Source organism: Paenibacillus sp. FSL H8-0034 (genome assembly GCF_038000305.1).
Lineage (GTDB): Bacteria > Bacillota > Bacilli > Paenibacillales > NBRC-103111 > Paenibacillus_S.
Window position 1 is genome coordinate 7807694 of sequence record NZ_JBBOBS010000001.1, and the last position, 17958, is coordinate 7825651.

General features: G+C 46.9%; 14 protein-coding genes. 2 read left to right on the forward strand and 12 right to left on the reverse strand.

Features of this window, described 5'->3' with window-relative positions:
• Positions 1 to 9: 9 nt before the first annotated feature.
• Positions 10 to 627, forward strand: a complete 618-nt coding sequence (locus NST47_RS34835; RefSeq protein ID WP_341159212.1) for an NUDIX hydrolase — start codon at positions 10 to 12, stop codon at positions 625 to 627.
• Between the two features lie 79 nt (positions 628 to 706).
• Here the strand turns inward: NST47_RS34835 and NST47_RS34840 are convergent, their stop codons facing one another.
• From NST47_RS34840 to NST47_RS34885, 10 genes are all read right to left on the reverse strand, one after another.
• Positions 707 to 2470 carry a B12-binding domain-containing radical SAM protein gene (locus tag NST47_RS34840; protein ID WP_341159213.1) on the reverse strand — a complete coding sequence of 588 codons (1764 nt, stop codon included), beginning with the start codon at positions 2468 to 2470 and terminating at the stop codon, positions 707 to 709.
• A gap of 113 nt (positions 2471 to 2583) precedes the next feature.
• Positions 2584 to 2814: a hypothetical protein gene (locus NST47_RS34845; RefSeq protein WP_341159214.1), complete on the reverse strand. Its 231-nt coding sequence runs from the start codon at positions 2812 to 2814 to the stop codon at positions 2584 to 2586.
• Between the two features lie 474 nt (positions 2815 to 3288).
• Positions 3289 to 4836 carry a family 43 glycosylhydrolase gene (locus NST47_RS34850; protein ID WP_341159215.1) on the reverse strand — a complete coding sequence of 516 codons (1548 nt, stop codon included), beginning with the start codon at positions 4834 to 4836 and terminating at the stop codon, positions 3289 to 3291.
• A 5-nt stretch (positions 4837 to 4841) separates the two neighbouring features.
• The gene (locus NST47_RS34855; protein ID WP_341159216.1) at positions 4842 to 6479 is read right to left on the reverse strand and encodes a response regulator transcription factor; all 1638 of its coding nucleotides are present in this window, start codon (positions 6477 to 6479) and stop codon (positions 4842 to 4844) included.
• Positions 6480 to 6558: 79 nt separating this feature from the next.
• Positions 6559 to 8379, reverse strand: a complete 1821-nt coding sequence (locus tag NST47_RS34860) for a cache domain-containing sensor histidine kinase (RefSeq protein ID WP_341159217.1) — start codon at positions 8377 to 8379, stop codon at positions 6559 to 6561.
• Positions 8380 to 8442: 63 nt separating this feature from the next.
• Positions 8443 to 9291 carry a carbohydrate ABC transporter permease gene (locus NST47_RS34865; RefSeq protein ID WP_341159218.1) on the reverse strand — a complete coding sequence of 283 codons (849 nt, stop codon included), beginning with the start codon at positions 9289 to 9291 and terminating at the stop codon, positions 8443 to 8445.
• Positions 9288 to 10202: a carbohydrate ABC transporter permease gene (locus NST47_RS34870; protein ID WP_445667428.1), complete on the reverse strand. Its 915-nt coding sequence runs from the start codon at positions 10200 to 10202 to the stop codon at positions 9288 to 9290. The genes NST47_RS34865 and NST47_RS34870 overlap by 4 nt, the downstream gene beginning before the upstream one ends.
• 65 nt (positions 10203 to 10267) lie before the next feature.
• Positions 10268 to 11587 carry an ABC transporter substrate-binding protein gene (locus NST47_RS34875; protein ID WP_341159220.1) on the reverse strand — a complete coding sequence of 440 codons (1320 nt, stop codon included), beginning with the start codon at positions 11585 to 11587 and terminating at the stop codon, positions 10268 to 10270.
• 112 nt (positions 11588 to 11699) lie between these two features.
• Positions 11700 to 13136: a family 43 glycosylhydrolase gene (locus tag NST47_RS34880; protein WP_341159221.1), complete on the reverse strand. Its 1437-nt coding sequence runs from the start codon at positions 13134 to 13136 to the stop codon at positions 11700 to 11702.
• 173 nt (positions 13137 to 13309) lie between these two features.
• Positions 13310 to 14140: a phytanoyl-CoA dioxygenase family protein gene (locus NST47_RS34885; RefSeq protein ID WP_341159222.1), complete on the reverse strand. Its 831-nt coding sequence runs from the start codon at positions 14138 to 14140 to the stop codon at positions 13310 to 13312.
• 135 nt (positions 14141 to 14275) lie between these two features.
• Between NST47_RS34885 and NST47_RS34890 the strand changes: the two genes are divergently transcribed.
• The gene (locus tag NST47_RS34890; RefSeq protein ID WP_341159223.1) at positions 14276 to 15178 is read left to right on the forward strand and encodes a helix-turn-helix transcriptional regulator; all 903 of its coding nucleotides are present in this window, start codon (positions 14276 to 14278) and stop codon (positions 15176 to 15178) included.
• Positions 15179 to 15302: 124 nt separating this feature from the next.
• Here the strand turns inward: NST47_RS34890 and NST47_RS34895 are convergent, their stop codons facing one another.
• A complete protein-coding gene (locus tag NST47_RS34895; protein WP_341159224.1) occupies positions 15303 to 16214 on the reverse strand; it encodes a family 43 glycosylhydrolase in 912 nt (303 codons plus the stop codon).
• 13 nt (positions 16215 to 16227) lie between these two features.
• Complete coding sequence (locus NST47_RS34900; protein WP_341159225.1) at positions 16228 to 17868, reverse strand: extracellular solute-binding protein; 1641 nt, start codon at positions 17866 to 17868, stop codon at positions 16228 to 16230.
• Between the last annotated feature and the right edge of the window lie 90 nt (positions 17869 to 17958).

Sequence of the window (17958 nt, forward strand, 5' to 3'; positions counted from 1 at the left end):
GTGTTCGTAATGAGCTTGCAATGGCTGGATTGGGCAAAAAGGATACAATTTTTATCGCAAGCGGGGTTAACCTTTTCCAAAGATCCCTTTGATATTGAACGATTCACCGAGCTGCGGACCATTAGTGCGGAAATTATGCAGACCTATACGGAATTAGAGATGGACAAGATCACTGACTTATTTACGAATGAAACCGGTTTTCAAACGCCTAAAGCGGATGTCCGCGGAGTCGTGTTTAAAGACGATCAAATTTTAATGGTAAGAGAAAGCAATAACAATAAATGGTCTTTACCTGGCGGTTTTTGCGATATCGGTCTATCCCCCTCTGAAAATGTAATCAAGGAAATAAAGGAGGAGTCTGGATATGAGGTAAAGGTCACGAAACTGCTTGCTATTTTTGACAGCACTAAACATCCACACCCGCCTCAGCCTTACCATTATTACAAAATCTTTATTCGCTGTGAGATTATCGGGGGAGCTCCAATAACAGGAATAGAAACAACGGATATCCAGTTTTTTTCCGAAAATCAATTACCGAACCTTTCCACCGATCGAAATACCGAATCGCAAATTAAATTGATTTTTGAATTTTTAAGAAATCAGGATCAACCAACCATAATCGATTAACAGCATAAAAAGCAGTCTAAAACTATACTTTCTAGTTAAGACTGCTTTTTGTTGAATATATGGACGATAAAACTCAGACCTACATGGCCTGCGCCGATGTTAGCGACAATGTAAAATGCATGGCACGAGTCGAAGTGTCAGGCGGGAAATAAATGATAAGCAGCTGCTCCGCATCGGCGATAAGCTCGCCTGTTTCCAGATACGTATCCAGTCGGAACGGAAGCACCTCGATCATCACGTGCTTGTGGATATCCTTCTCCCCGATACCAAGTTCAGCATAAGCTGTGGAAACGGCCTCTGGATTATGGACAAGTCTGCGTAAATAATCGTTCTGTGCCGCTTTGTTCAGAGTAAATTCCCACCATATTTTACGAGGCTTGTACTTATGGTTGAGGAAGTAATCGAGTTTCATCAAGCCCTCAATAACATCCATCCGCTGGGTTCCCCGATGATTCAGGAACGCACGCAGTCGGGTAAACAAATCCTCGAGCTGATGGCCGATTTTTTGCCAGCCCTGAGCTTCCCAATAGTCGCCAAACTGCTGGAAGAAATCAAATGCCGAGGGGAACTGCTCGCGAATTAAATAATTCACGGTGTGGTCCAGCCGATGTGAATTCCAGTATTTTTCCAGTACATCCTCAACCCGTTTGATCCTTACCAGATCGGAGAATGGCAAAATATCGTTGCCCAGAATTTCGTAGGGCGCATTGTCCATATACATGTAACCATACTTTTCAGCATCAGCACGCATGCCTGTACCCCGCAGCATTTTCAAAAATCCGAGCTGAAGCTCCTCAGGCCCCAATTCAAACACATCGTTGAACGTTTTGCGGAATGAATGATAATTCTCCTCAGGCAAGCCGGCAATCAAATCCAAATGCTGATCAATCTTGCCACTTTCCTTGACCATGGTCACGGTTCGCGACAGCTTGGCAAAGTTTTGCCGACGCTTTACAAGTCCATTCGTCAAATCATTCGTGGACTGTACGCCAATTTCAAAACGGAACACACCCGGCGGCGCATTTTCCGCCAAATACTCCAATACCTCGGGCCGCATAATGTCCGCTGTAATCTCAAATTGGAACACACAGCCCTGATGGTTGTTAATGAGAAATTCAAATATGTCCATCGCATAATCGCGCTTGATATTAAAGGTTCTGTCCACAAACTTGATCAGCTTCGCACCGGATGCGATCAAATACAGAATGTCGTTTTTTGTCCGGTCGATGTCAAAATAACGAACACCCACTTCAATCGAGGACAAACAGAACTGACAGCTAAACGGGCAGCCACGGCTCGTTTCAAAATAAACGACACGATTCGCCAGGCTCGGAACATCTTCGGCAAATCGGTGTGGCGACGGGATATCGTCGAGCTTCAGCTTTGGCCGCGGCGGATTGATCAGAACTCTGCCCTCTTTGCGATAAGCAGTCCCGAATACACTGTAGAAGGCACGATCTCCACTAATTTCCTTCAGCAAATGATGGAAGGTTTCCTCTCCTTCGCCCATCACGATATAATCGACCTGCGGCAGTCTCTCCATCCAATAATCGGTATCATAAGAGACTTCAGGACCACCTAAAATAATAATAAGCTGGGGATTAATTTTTTTCAGCATACTGATCACGGTAATCGTTTCTTCGATATTCCAGATGTAACAGGAGAACCCGATCACATCAGGCTGACGTTGAAATAAATCCGAAACAATGTTCATCGCCGGATCTTTTATCGTATATTCCGTAATGTCTATGTTAAAATCGTCGCCACAAAAGGCTTTCAAATAACGGAGGGCAAGCGATGTATGGATAAATTTGGCGTTAAGCGTCGATAATACGATTTTCATGCGAAATAACCTCTTTTACTTTACAGGATTCATGCAACCCTATTTTACACGGAAAAGATGCCGAATACAAAAAAAAGAAATGGAACACCTCGTAAGGTAAATTCCATTTCCAGCTACAAGCCTGCTGTATTTGTTTGAATACCGCCAACCTCAGGAACCATTGCACTTAACATGAACTCGTCATTGCCTTCCTCTGCCCAATAATTCGCCTGCGTCATAAGCTGTGCTTCAACCTGTTCCTTTTGCGTGACAAGCTGCTGTGCCGTAATACCCTCGGATTGCTCAATCGTGTGCTGAAGCTTCTTTCTTTGCTCCATCCGTTTGGCCATTTGATATAAAATCATGAATTTCCCTCCTCTTTCATTGACTACTGACTAAGTGTAAGCCACCAACATGAACGCAGTATTAACTTCGTGTGAACACTCTGTTAACTTAATGTGATTTACCGCTATTTACCGATTATTACCGCTTACCTTCTATTTGTAGGATTCCCGGTAAAGTTTATTCTATGCATATTCAGGTAGTTTTATGTCAAAAAAAGAGCCCCTTCTGCGATTGATAGGCATTGGACTGCCATGACCACAAACCCGACAAATGCTGTTTGGCATCTACTTCACGCACAAAAATTAATCCGATTATTCCCAGCAATAAACTCATCGTTATGGTTGCTGCATGGCTAGGGCTAATGCAGGAAGAACGCCCAAAGCTGATATATTAATACGTTTCTCATAAATTATTAACATAAACAACCTTTAAACTGCCATTTGGCGAATTAAAAGGTTGTTTATTACTTGTAATAACAGGTGTAAAGTTAAGTTTTATTCAAGAGCCTTATATTTAAAATTCCGAAAAACAGCTTCACCTTTCCCGGCAGCAAACATCCCTAAGCGTAGGCTCAAAAAATCTCCGATAGTATTATGATGATATCCTGAGACCTCCATAACCTGAGGAAACTTGCTCCAAGCCTGGCCGTCCTGGCTATAATAAAGCTTAACTTCATGATGGTCGTTAATAAGCCGCAAATGCATACGATTGAACGAATTAGTCAATACCATTCCTTTTTCAGCACGTCTGTACCGGTAAATCGATTGCTCTGTGAAAGCTATCCCGCAATAGCACTTTTCATTGTAAAAGAGGATGAGGCCCGCCTCCACACCTGGAGTAACCTCGACTTCAACCTCTACCGCATACGCATGCTCGTCCGGAATGCATAACAGTGGACCGGAATCCGCAGGGGAGGTGCTGTAGTCTTTGCATTTTAAAATCAACCTTCCTTCACCGGTTGACCCAGCTGGATTGAGTGTGCCTACTGTATTCACTGCATCTACTGTGCCCGTCGAACCTGCAATGCCAATCGTGAATCTGGAGGGATCATATTCCTTATAAAACCGCCATTGCCAGCCCAACTGGCTGGACTCGAACCGGTCGGATAGTGGAGTCGTATTCGAGCTTCCCTGGGAATTCGCAAAACTGGATATATTTTGGCTTTTGCGACCCACACTCCGTGGCTTCGACAAGAGCTCAATAGCAGAGCTCCCCTCAGAAATCCGCAACCAGCCATCCTCTGTCCATTCCACTGGCTGAATAAGTGTAGGGCGCCCGAGAGTATGGTACCCTTGCTCGTAGGCATGATAGACGATCCACCATTGTCCATCCGGTGTATCAATCAAGGTGCCATGCCCCTGGCTCCACCATCTCTCCGTGCGGCTATACGTATGGATAACCGGATTGTAGGGGGAGTGTTCCCATGGTCCCCAAGGATCGCGGCTTCGCGCGGATACAGCCATATGGCTTGTGGCGGGCCCGGCCGTTCCGCCTTGCGCAGCTATCATATGGTAGTAGCCGTCTTTGTACATAAGCTTAGGCGATTCGAGCGCAAAGCCTTCCACGTCCCAATCCTCAGGGATTGTCCAGCCTTCATACACCTTCTGCGGTTCGCCCAATACAGATAAGCCATCGGGTGCAAGCTCCGTCATGTAGCCCTTGGACACATACAAATATCTTTTGCCATCAGGGCTCAGGAGATGCCCCGGGTCGATTCCGTTTACTTTTAAATCAATCGGTGCTGTCCAAGGTCCCTCCGGTTTGACGGAGGTTGTCACATAATTAGTGCCATTGGCAGGGAAATACAAATAAAAGATGCCATCAACAAAAACCAACTCTGGTGCCCAAATATCACCGAAATACTCTTTGATTACATAAGTGACCGGCTCCCAATGGATCAAATCAGTGGAATGCCAGATTAATAAACCTGGTGCATAATAGCTAGAGGTATGAACCATATAATAATTACTGCCAACACGGACGATACTGGGATCAGGGTAGTCTCCAGACATAATGGGATACGGCTCGGGAAGCTTTTGCATGGTCGTTAATTCCTCCTGTTTACATAATCGGTGGGACTGCAGCCGACTACGGATTTGAAAATTTGGCTGAAATAAGTTGGATTCTGGTATCCAACCATCACACTGACCTCGTAGATCATATATTGCTTCGTTCTTAGCAGCTCCGCTGCTTTATCGATGCGGTAGTGCATTAAATACTGGGTAAAGGTTTCACCAGTTACCCGCTTGAACAAATGGCTCAAATACGCTCTGCTTACATATAGCGATTGGGCAATCTCCTGGAAGGCGACTTGCTCACAGTAGTTTTTCAAAACCCATTCCTTGACCTGCTTAACCAGATAATTGCTTTGCTGACCAGCCGCGTAGCCCGCCTTCCAGCTATCGATAAAGTCATCCATCCACTGCTTAAGCAGCATAGCTGTAGGCTGCTGGTACAGTTCTTGCAGCATGCGTGACATTTCGTATTCTGTGCTCTGTTCGGGATCAGCCGTACGATGCGCCAACAGCATCGAGCTTAGCACGCTGATATATATGGTTTGCAGCATGTAGAGTGGCAACCGCTGGGCATCCAATTGCTCATTAATTAATTGCCAGTATTCCAGAAACATAGCCAAATCCTGCTTGTCCAGTGCCTCATGGATTTGTTGAATATAGGTTAGTGGATAATGCAAAGCCTGCAGGCTCCCTTTTTCCACTATGTCTGTTGCTTTATATACCTGATTGAGCTCATTATATTCGGCAGTTTCGAGAGCCTCCTGACTTTCGAGGTATGAATCGATGATTTGATCCAGGCCTTGCTTGGGCTTGCCAACGCCTACAACCGCTGATATTTTCAAATAAAGCAAAATTTTATCCAATATTCGCGAGGAGAGAGAGACCACTGTTTCTTCCAGGTCGATTTCCTGCGCTGACATGAGGATGGCTACGAATATTTCGTCTGTAAAATCGACGGTTTGCACGAGCAAATCGCTAGAACTACCTATACCATCGTTTATAATTTCATTCATAATATTGCCTGCGGCAAATTTCAGAAGCTGCCAATGGCGCTCTTGATCCCGTCCCAAAAAATGGGGACGCACCAATTGGACACTCGCTACGATCAGCCGAGGATCCGGCTCCAGTCCCAGCAGTTGCAGCTTTTCGGGTGAAATTTCCTCTCGTTTATATCGAGTTACGAGCAGCTCCCGGAAAAAGGAGTCTTTAATCCGTGGGAAATTATCGATAAATTGCTGGATATAGGTGTCTTTAATCTTATTTTCTTCCTGCTCGATATCGATCTCCTGAACGACCTCACGCAGTACGAATTCGATCTCTTGGACATTGGCAGGCTTGAGCAAAAAATGCTGAACCCCAAACCGCATCACCTGTCTGGCATTCTCAAATTCCTCATAGCCACTTAAAATAATGATGCGAATATCAGGCTCTTCCTTCTTCAATTCCTGAATAAAGGTGAACCCGTCCATTTCAGGCATATACATATCGGTCATGACGATACGTGGTTTTACTACGGCTTCGCGAATTTTGGACAGCGCCTCAAGCCCGTTCTCAGCCGTACCTAGCACGCACAATCCGAGCTCACTCCATGGAACATGCTTACGCAGCCCATCCAGCGTAAGCCGATCATCATCGACGATGAGCACGGTTTTGTAATCAGTTGTCGACATAGGATACAATCCCTTTCTTGGCAGGGAAGGACCTCTATGATAAGCAAGTCCTTCAAGTTTGTGAGCAAAGCTCCATCGATCAAGCATGACCTTCGAGTATGAGGGCAAATGCGCTTTCGTTTGGGATGACTGGAAGGCGAATTTTGGCAACTGCCCCACTGACTGCTTCATCACCAGAGCCAATGCTGCTGTCAGAGCTGTTACCGTTGCCAGAGACATCCGATAAAGTCACTCCATATTCGTCTCCGCAGTAAATTTGAATCCGCTCATGAACATTTCTGATCCCAATTCCCGTAAACGATGTGAAATCATAATTCCCTTGATATCCCCTCCCATTGTCCTGAATGGTTACCTCCAAATATTCATAATGATCTTTGGAAACCAACTGAATGGCGATAAAAATCTCGATTTGGGAAGCTCCATTTTTGGTGAAACCATGGGTAATGCTGTTCTCGATAAATGGCTGCAAAATAATTTTGGGCACATAATGCCCCATAAGTGAGGTTGGGACATCCTCTGTGTATTGAATAGACTTTTGCAACCTGGCCTTCTGGATGCGCATGTAGCATTTAACATGCTCCAGCTCATCGCGAAGCTGAATATACAAGTGACCGCCGCTTAAGCCAATCCGGAATAGCTTGCCCAGTTGGTTGATCATCAGCCCGATATCATCAGCCTTATAATCCAAAGCGCGCCAATAAATCATATCCAACGTGTTGTAAAGAAAATGTGGTTTAATTTGCGATTGCAGAAGCTGGAGCTCCGCCTCACGCTTTTTTCTATGCTCCATCGTCAGATTCTGCAGCAATTCATTCAGACGGAACGCCATTTTATTAAAGCTGGAGGAGAGGATGGCATATTCATCAATCGAAAATTCCTTCACCCTGACATCAAAATTCCCCTTTTCTACCATTCGCATACCGGCAATGATTTTACTTATTGGCATGACCATCAGGCGGACGATCCAGAAGGCGAGCGGAACAGAGAGCAGCAAGCCGACTAAACCTACAATGGTCACGTAGTAGCCAACCCGCTTTGTTTTGCTTAGCAATACATCGACAGGCACTAATTGCATTAATTTCCATTGCTCCTGGCTAGGTGCTGAAATAATAGCCAGATACTGGCTGCTCTGTTGCTCGATAACCTCGTAATAATTTGATTGCTCTTTATGTCGGGTAAGTTCCGGCAGGGTATCGATATTCGGGAAATCGGTCCAGCTATTCGTAGGATCTCCGACTGTGCGTGTAACAATGATTCGCCCATCAGCATCCAGCAGCAAGAGCTGATGGGGTGAATTGGATCGGTTCTTATTTACCAGCACCTTGTCTGCCGGCACATTAATTTTTACAAATCCGGTCGTTTGCCCTTTGGGATTATGAATCCGATGGACGTAGCTTACGACCTCGATTTGGTCTTTGACAATATGGTGCTTGGGAACCCATACGCCATCCGATTGCTCAAGCAGGGCAAACCAGTCTTGGTCCCTTATCGCTTGGATGGGGAAGATGCCGGTGTCGGGGCTTTTGGGAAAGGCTTCGAAGCGATCTGTGAAAATTTCTAGGGAATACGTATCCTTATTGACGGCTGAGGCCTGGTTGAGAAAGGCTGCCAGCACCCTCTGTTTGTTAACGGCATCAAAGGAGGACGCCGGCTGCTCCGACAAGGAGGAAATCACCAACTCATTCGACACCGTGTATAGGGTATAATCGCTGATCCCTTTCATATAGGTCGACACCTGATTTACGGTTTCATTCAACAAGGCAAGCCTGCCATCACTGACCTCCTCGTACGTAATCTGCGAGTAGATACGATATGAAAAAACACTGACTGCTGTAAGAAAAAGAGCGTTTACCCCTACAAAGCAAAGTACCATGATGAGCGACAAGCTGCGTATTTTCATAGAGGGCCCCCTTTTACATAATCTAGCCTCATTTTACCATATCATACCTGACACAGCGTCTGGTTATCCCTTAATGCCGGTCGTGGCGATACCTTCAACAAAATATTTTTGGCTGGAGAAAAATACGATGACCACAGGCAGCAGCGATAGAGCTGACATCGCGAAAAGCCCTCCCCAGTTGGATTGCCCCTCGGAGTCCAGAAACAACCGCAGGCCGAGCGGAACGGTAAATTGCTGTAAAGAGTTCAAGTAGAGCAGAGGACCAAAGAAATCATCCCACGTCCAGATAAATGTGAACAAGGCTGTCGTAATCAAGGCGGGCACCGCTAAAGGAAGAATAATTCTTAGATAAATGCCAGTATAACCACAACCGTCAATGGTCGCGCTCTCGTCGAGTTCCTTGGGCAGTCCCCGAATAAATTGAATCATCAGGAATACAAAAAACGATTCAACCGCGAGAAACTTGGGCGCGATCAGTGGCAGAATCGAATTAATCCAGCCCAGCTCATGAAAAAGAATGTATTTGGGAATTAATGTTACCTGCTCGGGAAGCATAAGGGTTAACAATAGCAGGGAAAACCAAAGCTTTTTCAGTGAAAAATCAATCCGGGCAAATGCATAAGCAGCCATCGAGCAGGTAATCACATTTGCCAGAACGCTGATCAGGCTAATTTTGGCGGAGTTCCAAAAAAAGACGCCAAAGTTGGAATTCCTGACGGAAAACCAGCCTTTTATATAATTGTTGAACGTTATTTCCTTGGGCCACAAGCCAGGCTCCGTAAAAATCAAAGCATTCGGCTTGAGTGAGCTGGATAACAGCCATAATACGGGATACAGCATCACAATTCCGATCAGTGAGATGCCGATATGCAAGCTGATCTTGCGCATTCGCGACGTAGCTGCCAAATTCATCTCCCCCCATCTTCATAGTGAACCCAGTATTTGGACGTGATGAACAGAATAGCTGTAAAAATTGAGATGACGAGCAATAAAAGCCAAGCCATCGCAGAAGCATAGCCCATTTCGAAAAAGGTGAAACCCTTCATATACAAATACAACGTGTATAGCAAGGTGGAGTTAATGGGGCCGCCCGTTCCCCCGCTAATAATAAAAGCCGGTGTGAACGTTTGGAAGGTATGAATAAACTGCAAAATCAGATTAAAAAAAATAACGGGTGATAACAGCGGAATGGTGATCCGGAAAAATTGCCGGATTAAGCCTGCGCCATCCACTGCGGAAGCTTCATACAATTCGGCAGGAATTTGCTTCAGTCCGGCAAGAAAAATAACCATCGAGGAGCCGAACTGCCAGGTCATTAAGGCAACCAATGTATAAATCGCATAGCTCGGATGAGAGATCCATGCCGCTCCTTTGATATCGGCAAGCGCCAGCAGTTGGTTGACAAGTCCATCGCCATCAAAGATTTTTTTCCACAGGATAGAGACCGCCACACTGCCTCCAAGCAATGATGGAATATAGAACACTGTACGGTAGAGCTTTACGGCCGCAATTTGTTTATTCAAAATAATCGCCACGATCAGAGCGAAGCTCAATTTGGCCGGTACCGATAGGATGACAAAAAGAGAGGTAGTTTGAATCGAATCGACCAAGGACTTGTCGGCCATGAAAATATGCTTATAGTTATCCAACCCGATCCATTGTGACGGTGTCAGGAGATCATAGGAAGTAAAGGATAAATACAAGGAGCTGAGCATCGGGATAAGAGTAAGTCCAAAAAAACCGATAAGCCACGGCAGAAGAAATAAATAGCCTGCCTGATTGCTCTTCCATTTTCCCCTGATGGGGGTAATGCGCTTGGACATCATGTTTGCACTCCTTTAAAAAGGCGGGAGCCATGTCAATGGCTCCCATCCGCATTGAATTGCTGTTATTTCACATATTTCTTGAGAATCTTATCCAGCTCCACCCAAAACTCATCTACTGCTTTTTCCACTGTCAGTTGGTTAAAGCCGATTTTATCGCTTGTAACCTGGAACAACTTAGAGGTTTCGCTTGCTCCCGGCAAATCCGGTGTATAGGCGAAGGTAGAGGTTTTACCGATATAATCCACGTAATCGTATACGAGCTTGTCCGCTGGTCCTACACTCTTTTTCGCTTGGTCACGAACCTTGGCAGTAACAGGAATGCCGCGCTCGCTGCCCAGAATGGCGGTTGCTTCCGGATCGTTCACCATGAAGTTCAGGAAAGCAGCCACTTCCTCGGGGTTCTTGGTTTTGGCATAACCCGCCATATACATGCTTGGACGAAGCGGCACACCGCCGCCCTTTGCTCCGTGCGGGTAATCCAGCAGTGTCAATTGGTCCTTCGTTGCTGCCTGATAGCCGACTATAGTGTTGCTCGGGATATGAGCCATCGCAATTTTCCCGGTTGCCAGATAGGATCTTTCGATTTCCTTGGGCTCGGCCGTTTGGAAGTCGGAAGGAGGGATGACTTTATTTTTACGAAGGTCATCAAAAAGTGAAAACCATTCCAAAATATCCTGCTTCGTGAAGCCGATAACACCATTATTATGAATCGATTTTCCTCTCTGGTTCAGGAAATATTCCAGCCCGTTCAGATCGCTGTCAAAACCTTTGAGCAAGTAAGCATTATTGCCCGCTGCTGCCGAGAATTGAATGCCAAGCTTTTTCAAATCCTCCCAGGTCCAATCATTTCCCGGCACAGCCAGACCATATTTCTGAAGCAGCGTATTATTGACAACAATTCCCCGGGCATTGGCGCCAAGCGCAACCCCATATAACTTACCATCGAATTTGGCGGAATCGTTCATCGTTTTATCGATATCTGTCACATTTAATGCTTTTCCTACATATGGATCCAGGTTCAGAACCACTCCCTTACGTACAAACTCAGGGAGGTCTCCTCCGAATTGAATAACATCCGGAGCATTTCCCGCCGAGAATTGTACATTGATTTTATCGGTATACCCGTCAATCGCTTGATATTGCGTATTTACCTTGACGTTCGGATACTTTTTCTGGAACAAATCAATGACCTTCAGGGTTAAATCATGGCGGGTTTGCGTCCCCCACCAGGCTACCGTCAATTCCTTGGCTTCGGTTTTGATTTCTGTTTTTTCCGGAGCCGTACTTCCGCTAGAGCCCTCCTTGGTAGAAGCGCAAGCGCTCGTAAACACCAGCAATACAGACATGACCAGCGTAATCCCCGATTTCTTCAGCTTAAACATGGTATAGTCGACCTCCCAAATTGTGTTTGCAGGATTAATTATAGCTACCCATTCCTGCTAAGAGAATGAAGGATTGTTCACTTATCCATCACTTATGTTCACTCTTTGCTTACTATTTCGAAAACGCCGTTCCAAATGCTGTGAAATTGACAACTCCGGGCTCGATGCCCGGTGGGGTGCTGATAATTTTTAATCGTGCAGAACGCGCCTGAATACCTGCGATTTCCAAATAATCAATCAACAAATCGGTATCATTGTCGCTTTTATCAATAACCGGGACCCAGTGTAGGGGCTGCTTTGGAGGTTGCTCTACCGATTGCTCTGGCGGTAACTCTGCCAACACCTCGATGATGTATCCAAAAGGACCAGGCAAGAGGTCGTTGTCATAATCCAGTTGCACGTCCCGCCACATGATGCGAAATGCTCTAACTTCAAACAAAGCGCGGAAATCCACGGTCAATTCCCGCTCTCTATCCTCTGGGGAGGGCTGCCACCAGGTGAGCAGACTATCGTCGAAAGCATAGACGGGATTGCGCCCTTCCACGCAGCTCGTGGCTTGCCGTGGGTTGCAGAAGGTGAGTGGCAGCCAGCCTGTATTGTTGTTCAGTTGCGGACTCGGCAGTACACCAGGTGCATGCTGAGGAATTTCGGAGGGGCCAAGCACATAAAGATTGCCGTTCTCGTCAATTCCGGCAGGATCGACCCCAATACGCCTCTCGAATTTATGCTCATAGCAAACACATATCGTATAAAAAGCCCATAGCGTTTCCCCAGGTCCGGCTACAATACAGCCATGTCCGGGACCTTTGATTAGACCGTGCTTATTGCTTAGAATCGGATTTCGGGCGGCATACGTGAACTCACCTAATGGATAGCTACATGTGTAGGTTCCCATTGCGTAGGTGCTGTATACAGTACCCGGACCACAGTAAGTAAGGTAGTACACGCCATTCACTTTTGCCATCCAGGGGCCTTCAATGCTACTGGTATACTTGTTTTCGTTCCATTCACCAAACCGCTCCCATTCATGCTCCGGATTAAAGGCAAACAGGAACCTCGGCTCTGTAAGCAACTGGCAAGGGTCGGCTGGGTCAAGCTCAGCACCGAAAATCCCAGGGTCGCTAAGCCCCCAGTACAAATAAAGCCGCCCGTCATCATCCGGGAAAATCATCGGGTCAAGCACTTGTAACGGTTCGCCTGCAACAGTTCGAAATGAGCCCAGCTCTGTGAAGGGACCGAGTGGATCGTCAGCCACATAAAGCGGGGTCAGATTGCCAACGAGATAGAAGCGGTTGTTGTGCACGGCAACGGTTGGCGCGAACATAAAGTACGGCTCGATTCGGTGAAAGGTCCAGGTCACAAAGTCCTCACTGACATAAGCCATGCCACAGGTGGGATACAAATACCATTTATTATCGTAAAAAATAACCGATGGATCTGCCAACTCCCGAAAGTCGCGCTGCTCAGGGTTATAGCTCTCGCCTCCGCGCGGGTAATCCGGAATGACCAAAGGATTACAGTAGGTTTGCGGAGTTTTGTTGTTGAACATGTGGATTTCCTCATTTCAAAGGTTCTTGGCCAAGGTTCTTGGCCTTCATTATATCTACCTGCTTTCGGCAGTGGAATGAAAGATTGTTCGCTTATCTATCACTCATGTTCATACAAAAGGGCCTGCTTCTGACAGCGGTCAAAGAAGCAGGTCTGTGGTTTTATTAAGCCTTATTAATTATCTTCACGGTACATAAGCGGATTAAGCGGGCTGTTGATCAGATCTCCGGGCTGGAGCCCCGGCATCCATTTGCTCAAATCCTTCCAACGTGCGTTGGTGTCAGGCTCCAGAACGCGAGTTTCATCTGCCACGTAGATGATCGTCATGACTTCCCTGGTGCTTGGCGTTGGATTCCCCGGAGCGCTATGAAGCGTCCAGCCTGCATGAAACGTTGCATCACCTGCTTGCATGGCACCATAGCAGATCTGCGGCAACTGCTCTTTTTCAATATAATCCTTCAAGGTTTTGTGGGATTGATCGGATATTTCCATTTTGCTGATATAGCCATGCTTATGCGATCCGGATACGAAGGTCATGGAGCCGACCTCCATGGGAATATTGACAAGCGGCATCCAAAGCGTAACCGTATTGTCGGTGTCAACCGGCCAATAGATTTGATCTTGATGCCAGGGGGTATGACCGCCGCCCGGCTCTTTAAACAGCGCCTGGTCATGATACATCCTTACACCGCGAACACCCATCAGCTCAGCGGCTACCTTGGCGAAGCGCCTGGCAAAAACAAACGGTTTTACCATCTCGCTGAACTCCCAGAGATTTTGAATCTGCAGGAATGCCTTGCCATACGTGTCTCGTTCCTCCAACGGACGTGTTTCCCGATTGAGCCTTTTCACTTCCTCAGTAATCAGAGGACGGTAGTGATTGACCAACGCTTCGCTGGCCAAGCCCCTAACCATGATATGTCCGTCCTTCAGGTATGCATTTAATTGCTCTTCAGTTAGAGTATAGGCTTCGTTATGATCATCGTTTTGCATAGTTTCGCTCATATTTTCTCTCCTTGTCATAGGTTATAAGGCTATGATACCATGGTCAAAACAAATATGATTTCCACAAAAGAGAGTAAATTTTGGACTTTTCCGATATAGGTATTTGCTTTTTATGATCGAAAGGAGGGATACCGATTGAACGAACCGGCGCTTCACGCTACCCAACGAATCGCCACATGGGAGGAGCTTTCTCCAACTGTCCACTGGGCCCAGCGGCATCAGCGTTCTCCCAAGTTCGATTGGAGGCGGCGCACCTATGATTTTGAGCTGCTATATGTGGTTCAGGGTGAACTGCGAGTGTATTCCGGCCAAGCGGATACCAGCATTTCCGTGACTGCCGGTCACTTGCTGCTGCAGCCGCCAGGCATGATGCATGAAATCGAGATTATAACCGATCCCTACGTGCAGCTGCTCGGCCTCCATTATGATTTCTTCGGGGAGCTGAAGGTCAAAGCGGATGAGGATATTATCGTAAATGAGCTCAGGCCGCCTGAGCATCCCTTCTGTAAGATGCCCGTGCTGAACGGTGAGCCTTTGTTTACGTTCGAGCTGCTTTCCCCGCCTCCGGTTGTTGTGGCTCTCATGGAAGCCATTATCGACGAATGGAATGAGCGCAAGACGGGCTTTGAATATGCATGCAGAGGCTTGCTGCTGCATTTGTTTGCCAAGCTGGTAAGGCTCCAGTCACGCAGCACCAGAACGGTTCATCCGAAGTACGAGCAACTGCTAGTCGAGCTTGCCAATAAGCTGGAAACCGGATACCGGATGAAATGGACAAATGCGGACATGGCCAAGTACTTGAATGTGCACGAGGATTATATGGGAAAGCTGTTTAAGGATATGATGGGCGTCGGCCCACTCAAATATTTGAATGCGGTAAGGCATCGTGAGGCCAAGCGGCTGCTGCGTGAGACGGATGAGAAGATCGAGACTGTCGCGCGGGAAGCAGGCTTTGACGATTTGCATTATTTCAGCAGGGTGTTCCGCGAGAGGGAAGGAATGACCGCTTCACAATACCGCAGGTTCTCCCAGCTGTAGCCAACAGAAAACCCGATGCCTCAGCACCGGGTTTTCGTCAATGGGACCATGTTGTTTTGCTTAGCGCCAGTATCTTTGCACGGAGTGATGCTTTCTGTAAAGTCCACTCTTGGTGGCTATGAACTCATCTTTTTATAAACGGAATGAAGCCGTTATCTTCCCATCCAATTTCCACAAAGGATAAATACCAGGTTTTACCATTATCGTTATTTCCCTGATAAAAAAGATAAGTTCGTTGATCCTCATCCTCAAAGAGGAACGGATGCCCGGATTCACTGGAATTCCAGCTGCCTGGCTCGCCATTCGGAAGCAAAGGCTCTGTGAACAGCCTTTCAAAGCGTATCCCATCCTCGCTGATGGCGCATCCTATTTGCTGGGGACAATTGTTATAGGCCCCTGCATAGAACATAAGCAGCTTGCCATCGCGCTTGCACATCGCGGCCGCTTCAATACATTGGCCTTCCCACGGGAGCGTAGGTCTCAGGATCGATTCCTCGCAGCGCTGCGTCCAGGCCCCGGCTCCAAAGCCAGAGTCGAGGGAAGCCGTTGCTACGCCCTGCATTTGAATCTCGCCTAATGGATCTCGTGTGGCAAAGTATAGGAACAGCTTATCCTCATGAACAATGACATCAGCATCAATAGCACGGCCATTGTTCCAGTCACCCGTAGGCGAGAAGATCGGATTCGTCCGATTTCGCTCAAAGTGGATTCCGTCATGCGATACAGCATGGCAAATCGCGTCCTTTGGACCGTTGCCATAGGTCTGATAAAACAGATGGATCGCCCCGTCCAATACAATAGCTCCTGGGGCGCAAAAGCCATTAGCCTCATAGGCCTGCTCCGCTGCCATTTCACCGACGCGCTCCCACATCTTCAAATCGTCGCTCGCCGCAATGCCGATTGCCCAGCCATCCGGCTCCCGTCCATCCCGGTGAGGAGGTATGGAATAATACATCCAATAGCGTCCGGCATATTTCACGACTGCGGGATCCTTCGAATAATGTCTCCCTCTTGATGTGTCTGCATAATGCATCATGCTTATTTCCTCCTTACTTCTTCATAAATTTCATCATATCTGCCGCCAAAAACGCTTTGTCCTTTTGCTCGGAATACCATTTGCCATAATAATCCTCTAGCTGCTTGCCGCCAAGATCTCCCCATGCTTTGCGGGCATCCTTCATCGCTTGCTCAACCGTATAATTACTGCCGGAAACAATAGCCTTGTTATAAATATCCGTGATTTGAGCCGTATTGGTTAAAATCAATTGCAGGTCGCTCGGCAGTGATGGGAAATGCTCCGCTGCTGTTACACGTCCATATTGCACATCCGAAGCCATATTGGCTTCATTATTTTGCTTAACCAATTCAATGAATTCCTTCTCCAAAGGCACATCCTGGTTGAGCTGAGCTTCTACCTGTGCACAATCGCCCATTTCAATCTGTTGCATCAGCAGCTGGAAATCCACATTCCAGGAAATTTCCATTTTATACTTTTCCGGATCCTTTTGAACCGGGCATCCATTTGGCCCAACTGTGTAATGGACATTTTCGAAGCCATAGCGGAATGCTTTGGCCGCTTCATCGGAAGCCATAAAATCGACGTATTTGATAGCGGCAACCGGATCCTTCGTGGTCGAATTGATCATCGTCGTCATTTGCACAGGGTTGTTGAGGCCAACGGCAAAACGCCCGAATTTACTCTGCGGCAGTTTTATCGCAATCACTTCTGCCGTAGGGACATTTTTCTTCAAAGGCTCGTAATAGGTTTTGAAATTAACGGTATCAATTGTTCTGCCCACGAAAATACCGGTTTTTCCGCTTACCCAATCCTGAATCGACTTTTGTCCGTTCTTATCCGCCAGAAAATCCTTGTCTGTCAAACCGCTGTCATAGATCTGTTTCTTGAAAGCGAGCGCAGTTTCTGCACGTTCCCAGTCCTTGATCAGCTTGTCATTATCGATTACCCAAGTGAAGTTCTGGAACATGGCATCCACAGCGCCGCCAGTTTCCGAGCTCAAGGCGATCCCGTAGGTATCCTTTTTCCCATTGCCATCGGGGTCCATTTCGGCAAAAGCCTTCGCGACCTGAAGCAATTCCTCCGTCGTTTGCGGCACCTTGAGATTCAGCTTTTTAAGCCAATCATTGCGAATAAATAGTGCCTGAAAGCCAACTAAACGCTGTACACGGCCGAACTCATACATTTTGCCATCCGGCTTGGTGGCGGCTTTTTTCAATTCCGGGTATTTTTGCAGTAATTTTTTATAGACGGTGCTGTTTTTTTCAATTAAATCATCAATCGGCAGTACCTGCTTCGTGGCATAGAGCTGATTACGAAAAGGGGAATCGAACTCATGAATGATATCTGGCGCTGACCCGGAAGCAAACAGAACATTTAGCTTCTGCACGGATTCTCCCCGCGGAATCGGAACGAACTTCACATCTACAGGGCCCTTCTCATTAACATATTGCGTCCAATTGTTTTTCTCGACATTCCCAACCTGCTGCGGTACGGTTCCCCGGTCATAGAAGGTGGCTGTAAGCTGCCCGCGTTTGGCAGTTGCCTCTTCTTTGGCAGCGGTGGGCGTCCCTTTGGCGGCCTCATCCTTTGAGCATGCAGCCAATATTCCCGCCAGAGCGACTATAAGTGTGAAGCTGAGCACCATGGTTTTCTTCTTTTTAAGATGATTCATCGATTCAACCCTCCAGAATAGTTAACATTCAGATTTTAACAGATCCAACCCCGCAAAGCTTCCCAACCACCTCCCTAAAATAAAGGTTGC

Coding starts and splice junctions, on each gene's coding strand:
- NST47_RS34835 (WP_341159212.1), top strand. CDS start 10: ATGAGCTTGCAATGGCTGGATTGGGCAAAAAGGATACAATTTTTATCG.
- NST47_RS34840 (WP_341159213.1), bottom strand. CDS start 2,470: ATGAAAATCGTATTATCGACGCTTAACGCCAAATTTATCCATACATCG.
- NST47_RS34845 (WP_341159214.1), bottom strand. CDS start 2,814: ATGATTTTATATCAAATGGCCAAACGGATGGAGCAAAGAAAGAAGCTT.
- NST47_RS34850 (WP_341159215.1), bottom strand. CDS start 4,836: ATGCAAAAGCTTCCCGAGCCGTATCCCATTATGTCTGGAGACTACCCT.
- NST47_RS34855 (WP_341159216.1), bottom strand. CDS start 6,479: ATGTCGACAACTGATTACAAAACCGTGCTCATCGTCGATGATGATCGG.
- NST47_RS34860 (WP_341159217.1), bottom strand. CDS start 8,379: ATGAAAATACGCAGCTTGTCGCTCATCATGGTACTTTGCTTTGTAGGG.
- NST47_RS34865 (WP_341159218.1), bottom strand. CDS start 9,291: ATGAATTTGGCAGCTACGTCGCGAATGCGCAAGATCAGCTTGCATATC.
- NST47_RS34870 (WP_445667428.1), bottom strand. CDS start 10,202: ATGTCCAAGCGCATTACCCCCATCAGGGGAAAATGGAAGAGCAATCAG.
- NST47_RS34875 (WP_341159220.1), bottom strand. CDS start 11,587: ATGTTTAAGCTGAAGAAATCGGGGATTACGCTGGTCATGTCTGTATTG.
- NST47_RS34880 (WP_341159221.1), bottom strand. CDS start 13,136: ATGTTCAACAACAAAACTCCGCAAACCTACTGTAATCCTTTGGTCATT.
- NST47_RS34885 (WP_341159222.1), bottom strand. CDS start 14,140: ATGAGCGAAACTATGCAAAACGATGATCATAACGAAGCCTATACTCTA.
- NST47_RS34895 (WP_341159224.1), bottom strand. CDS start 16,214: ATGATGCATTATGCAGACACATCAAGAGGGAGACATTATTCGAAGGAT.
- NST47_RS34900 (WP_341159225.1), bottom strand. CDS start 17,868: ATGAATCATCTTAAAAAGAAGAAAACCATGGTGCTCAGCTTCACACTT.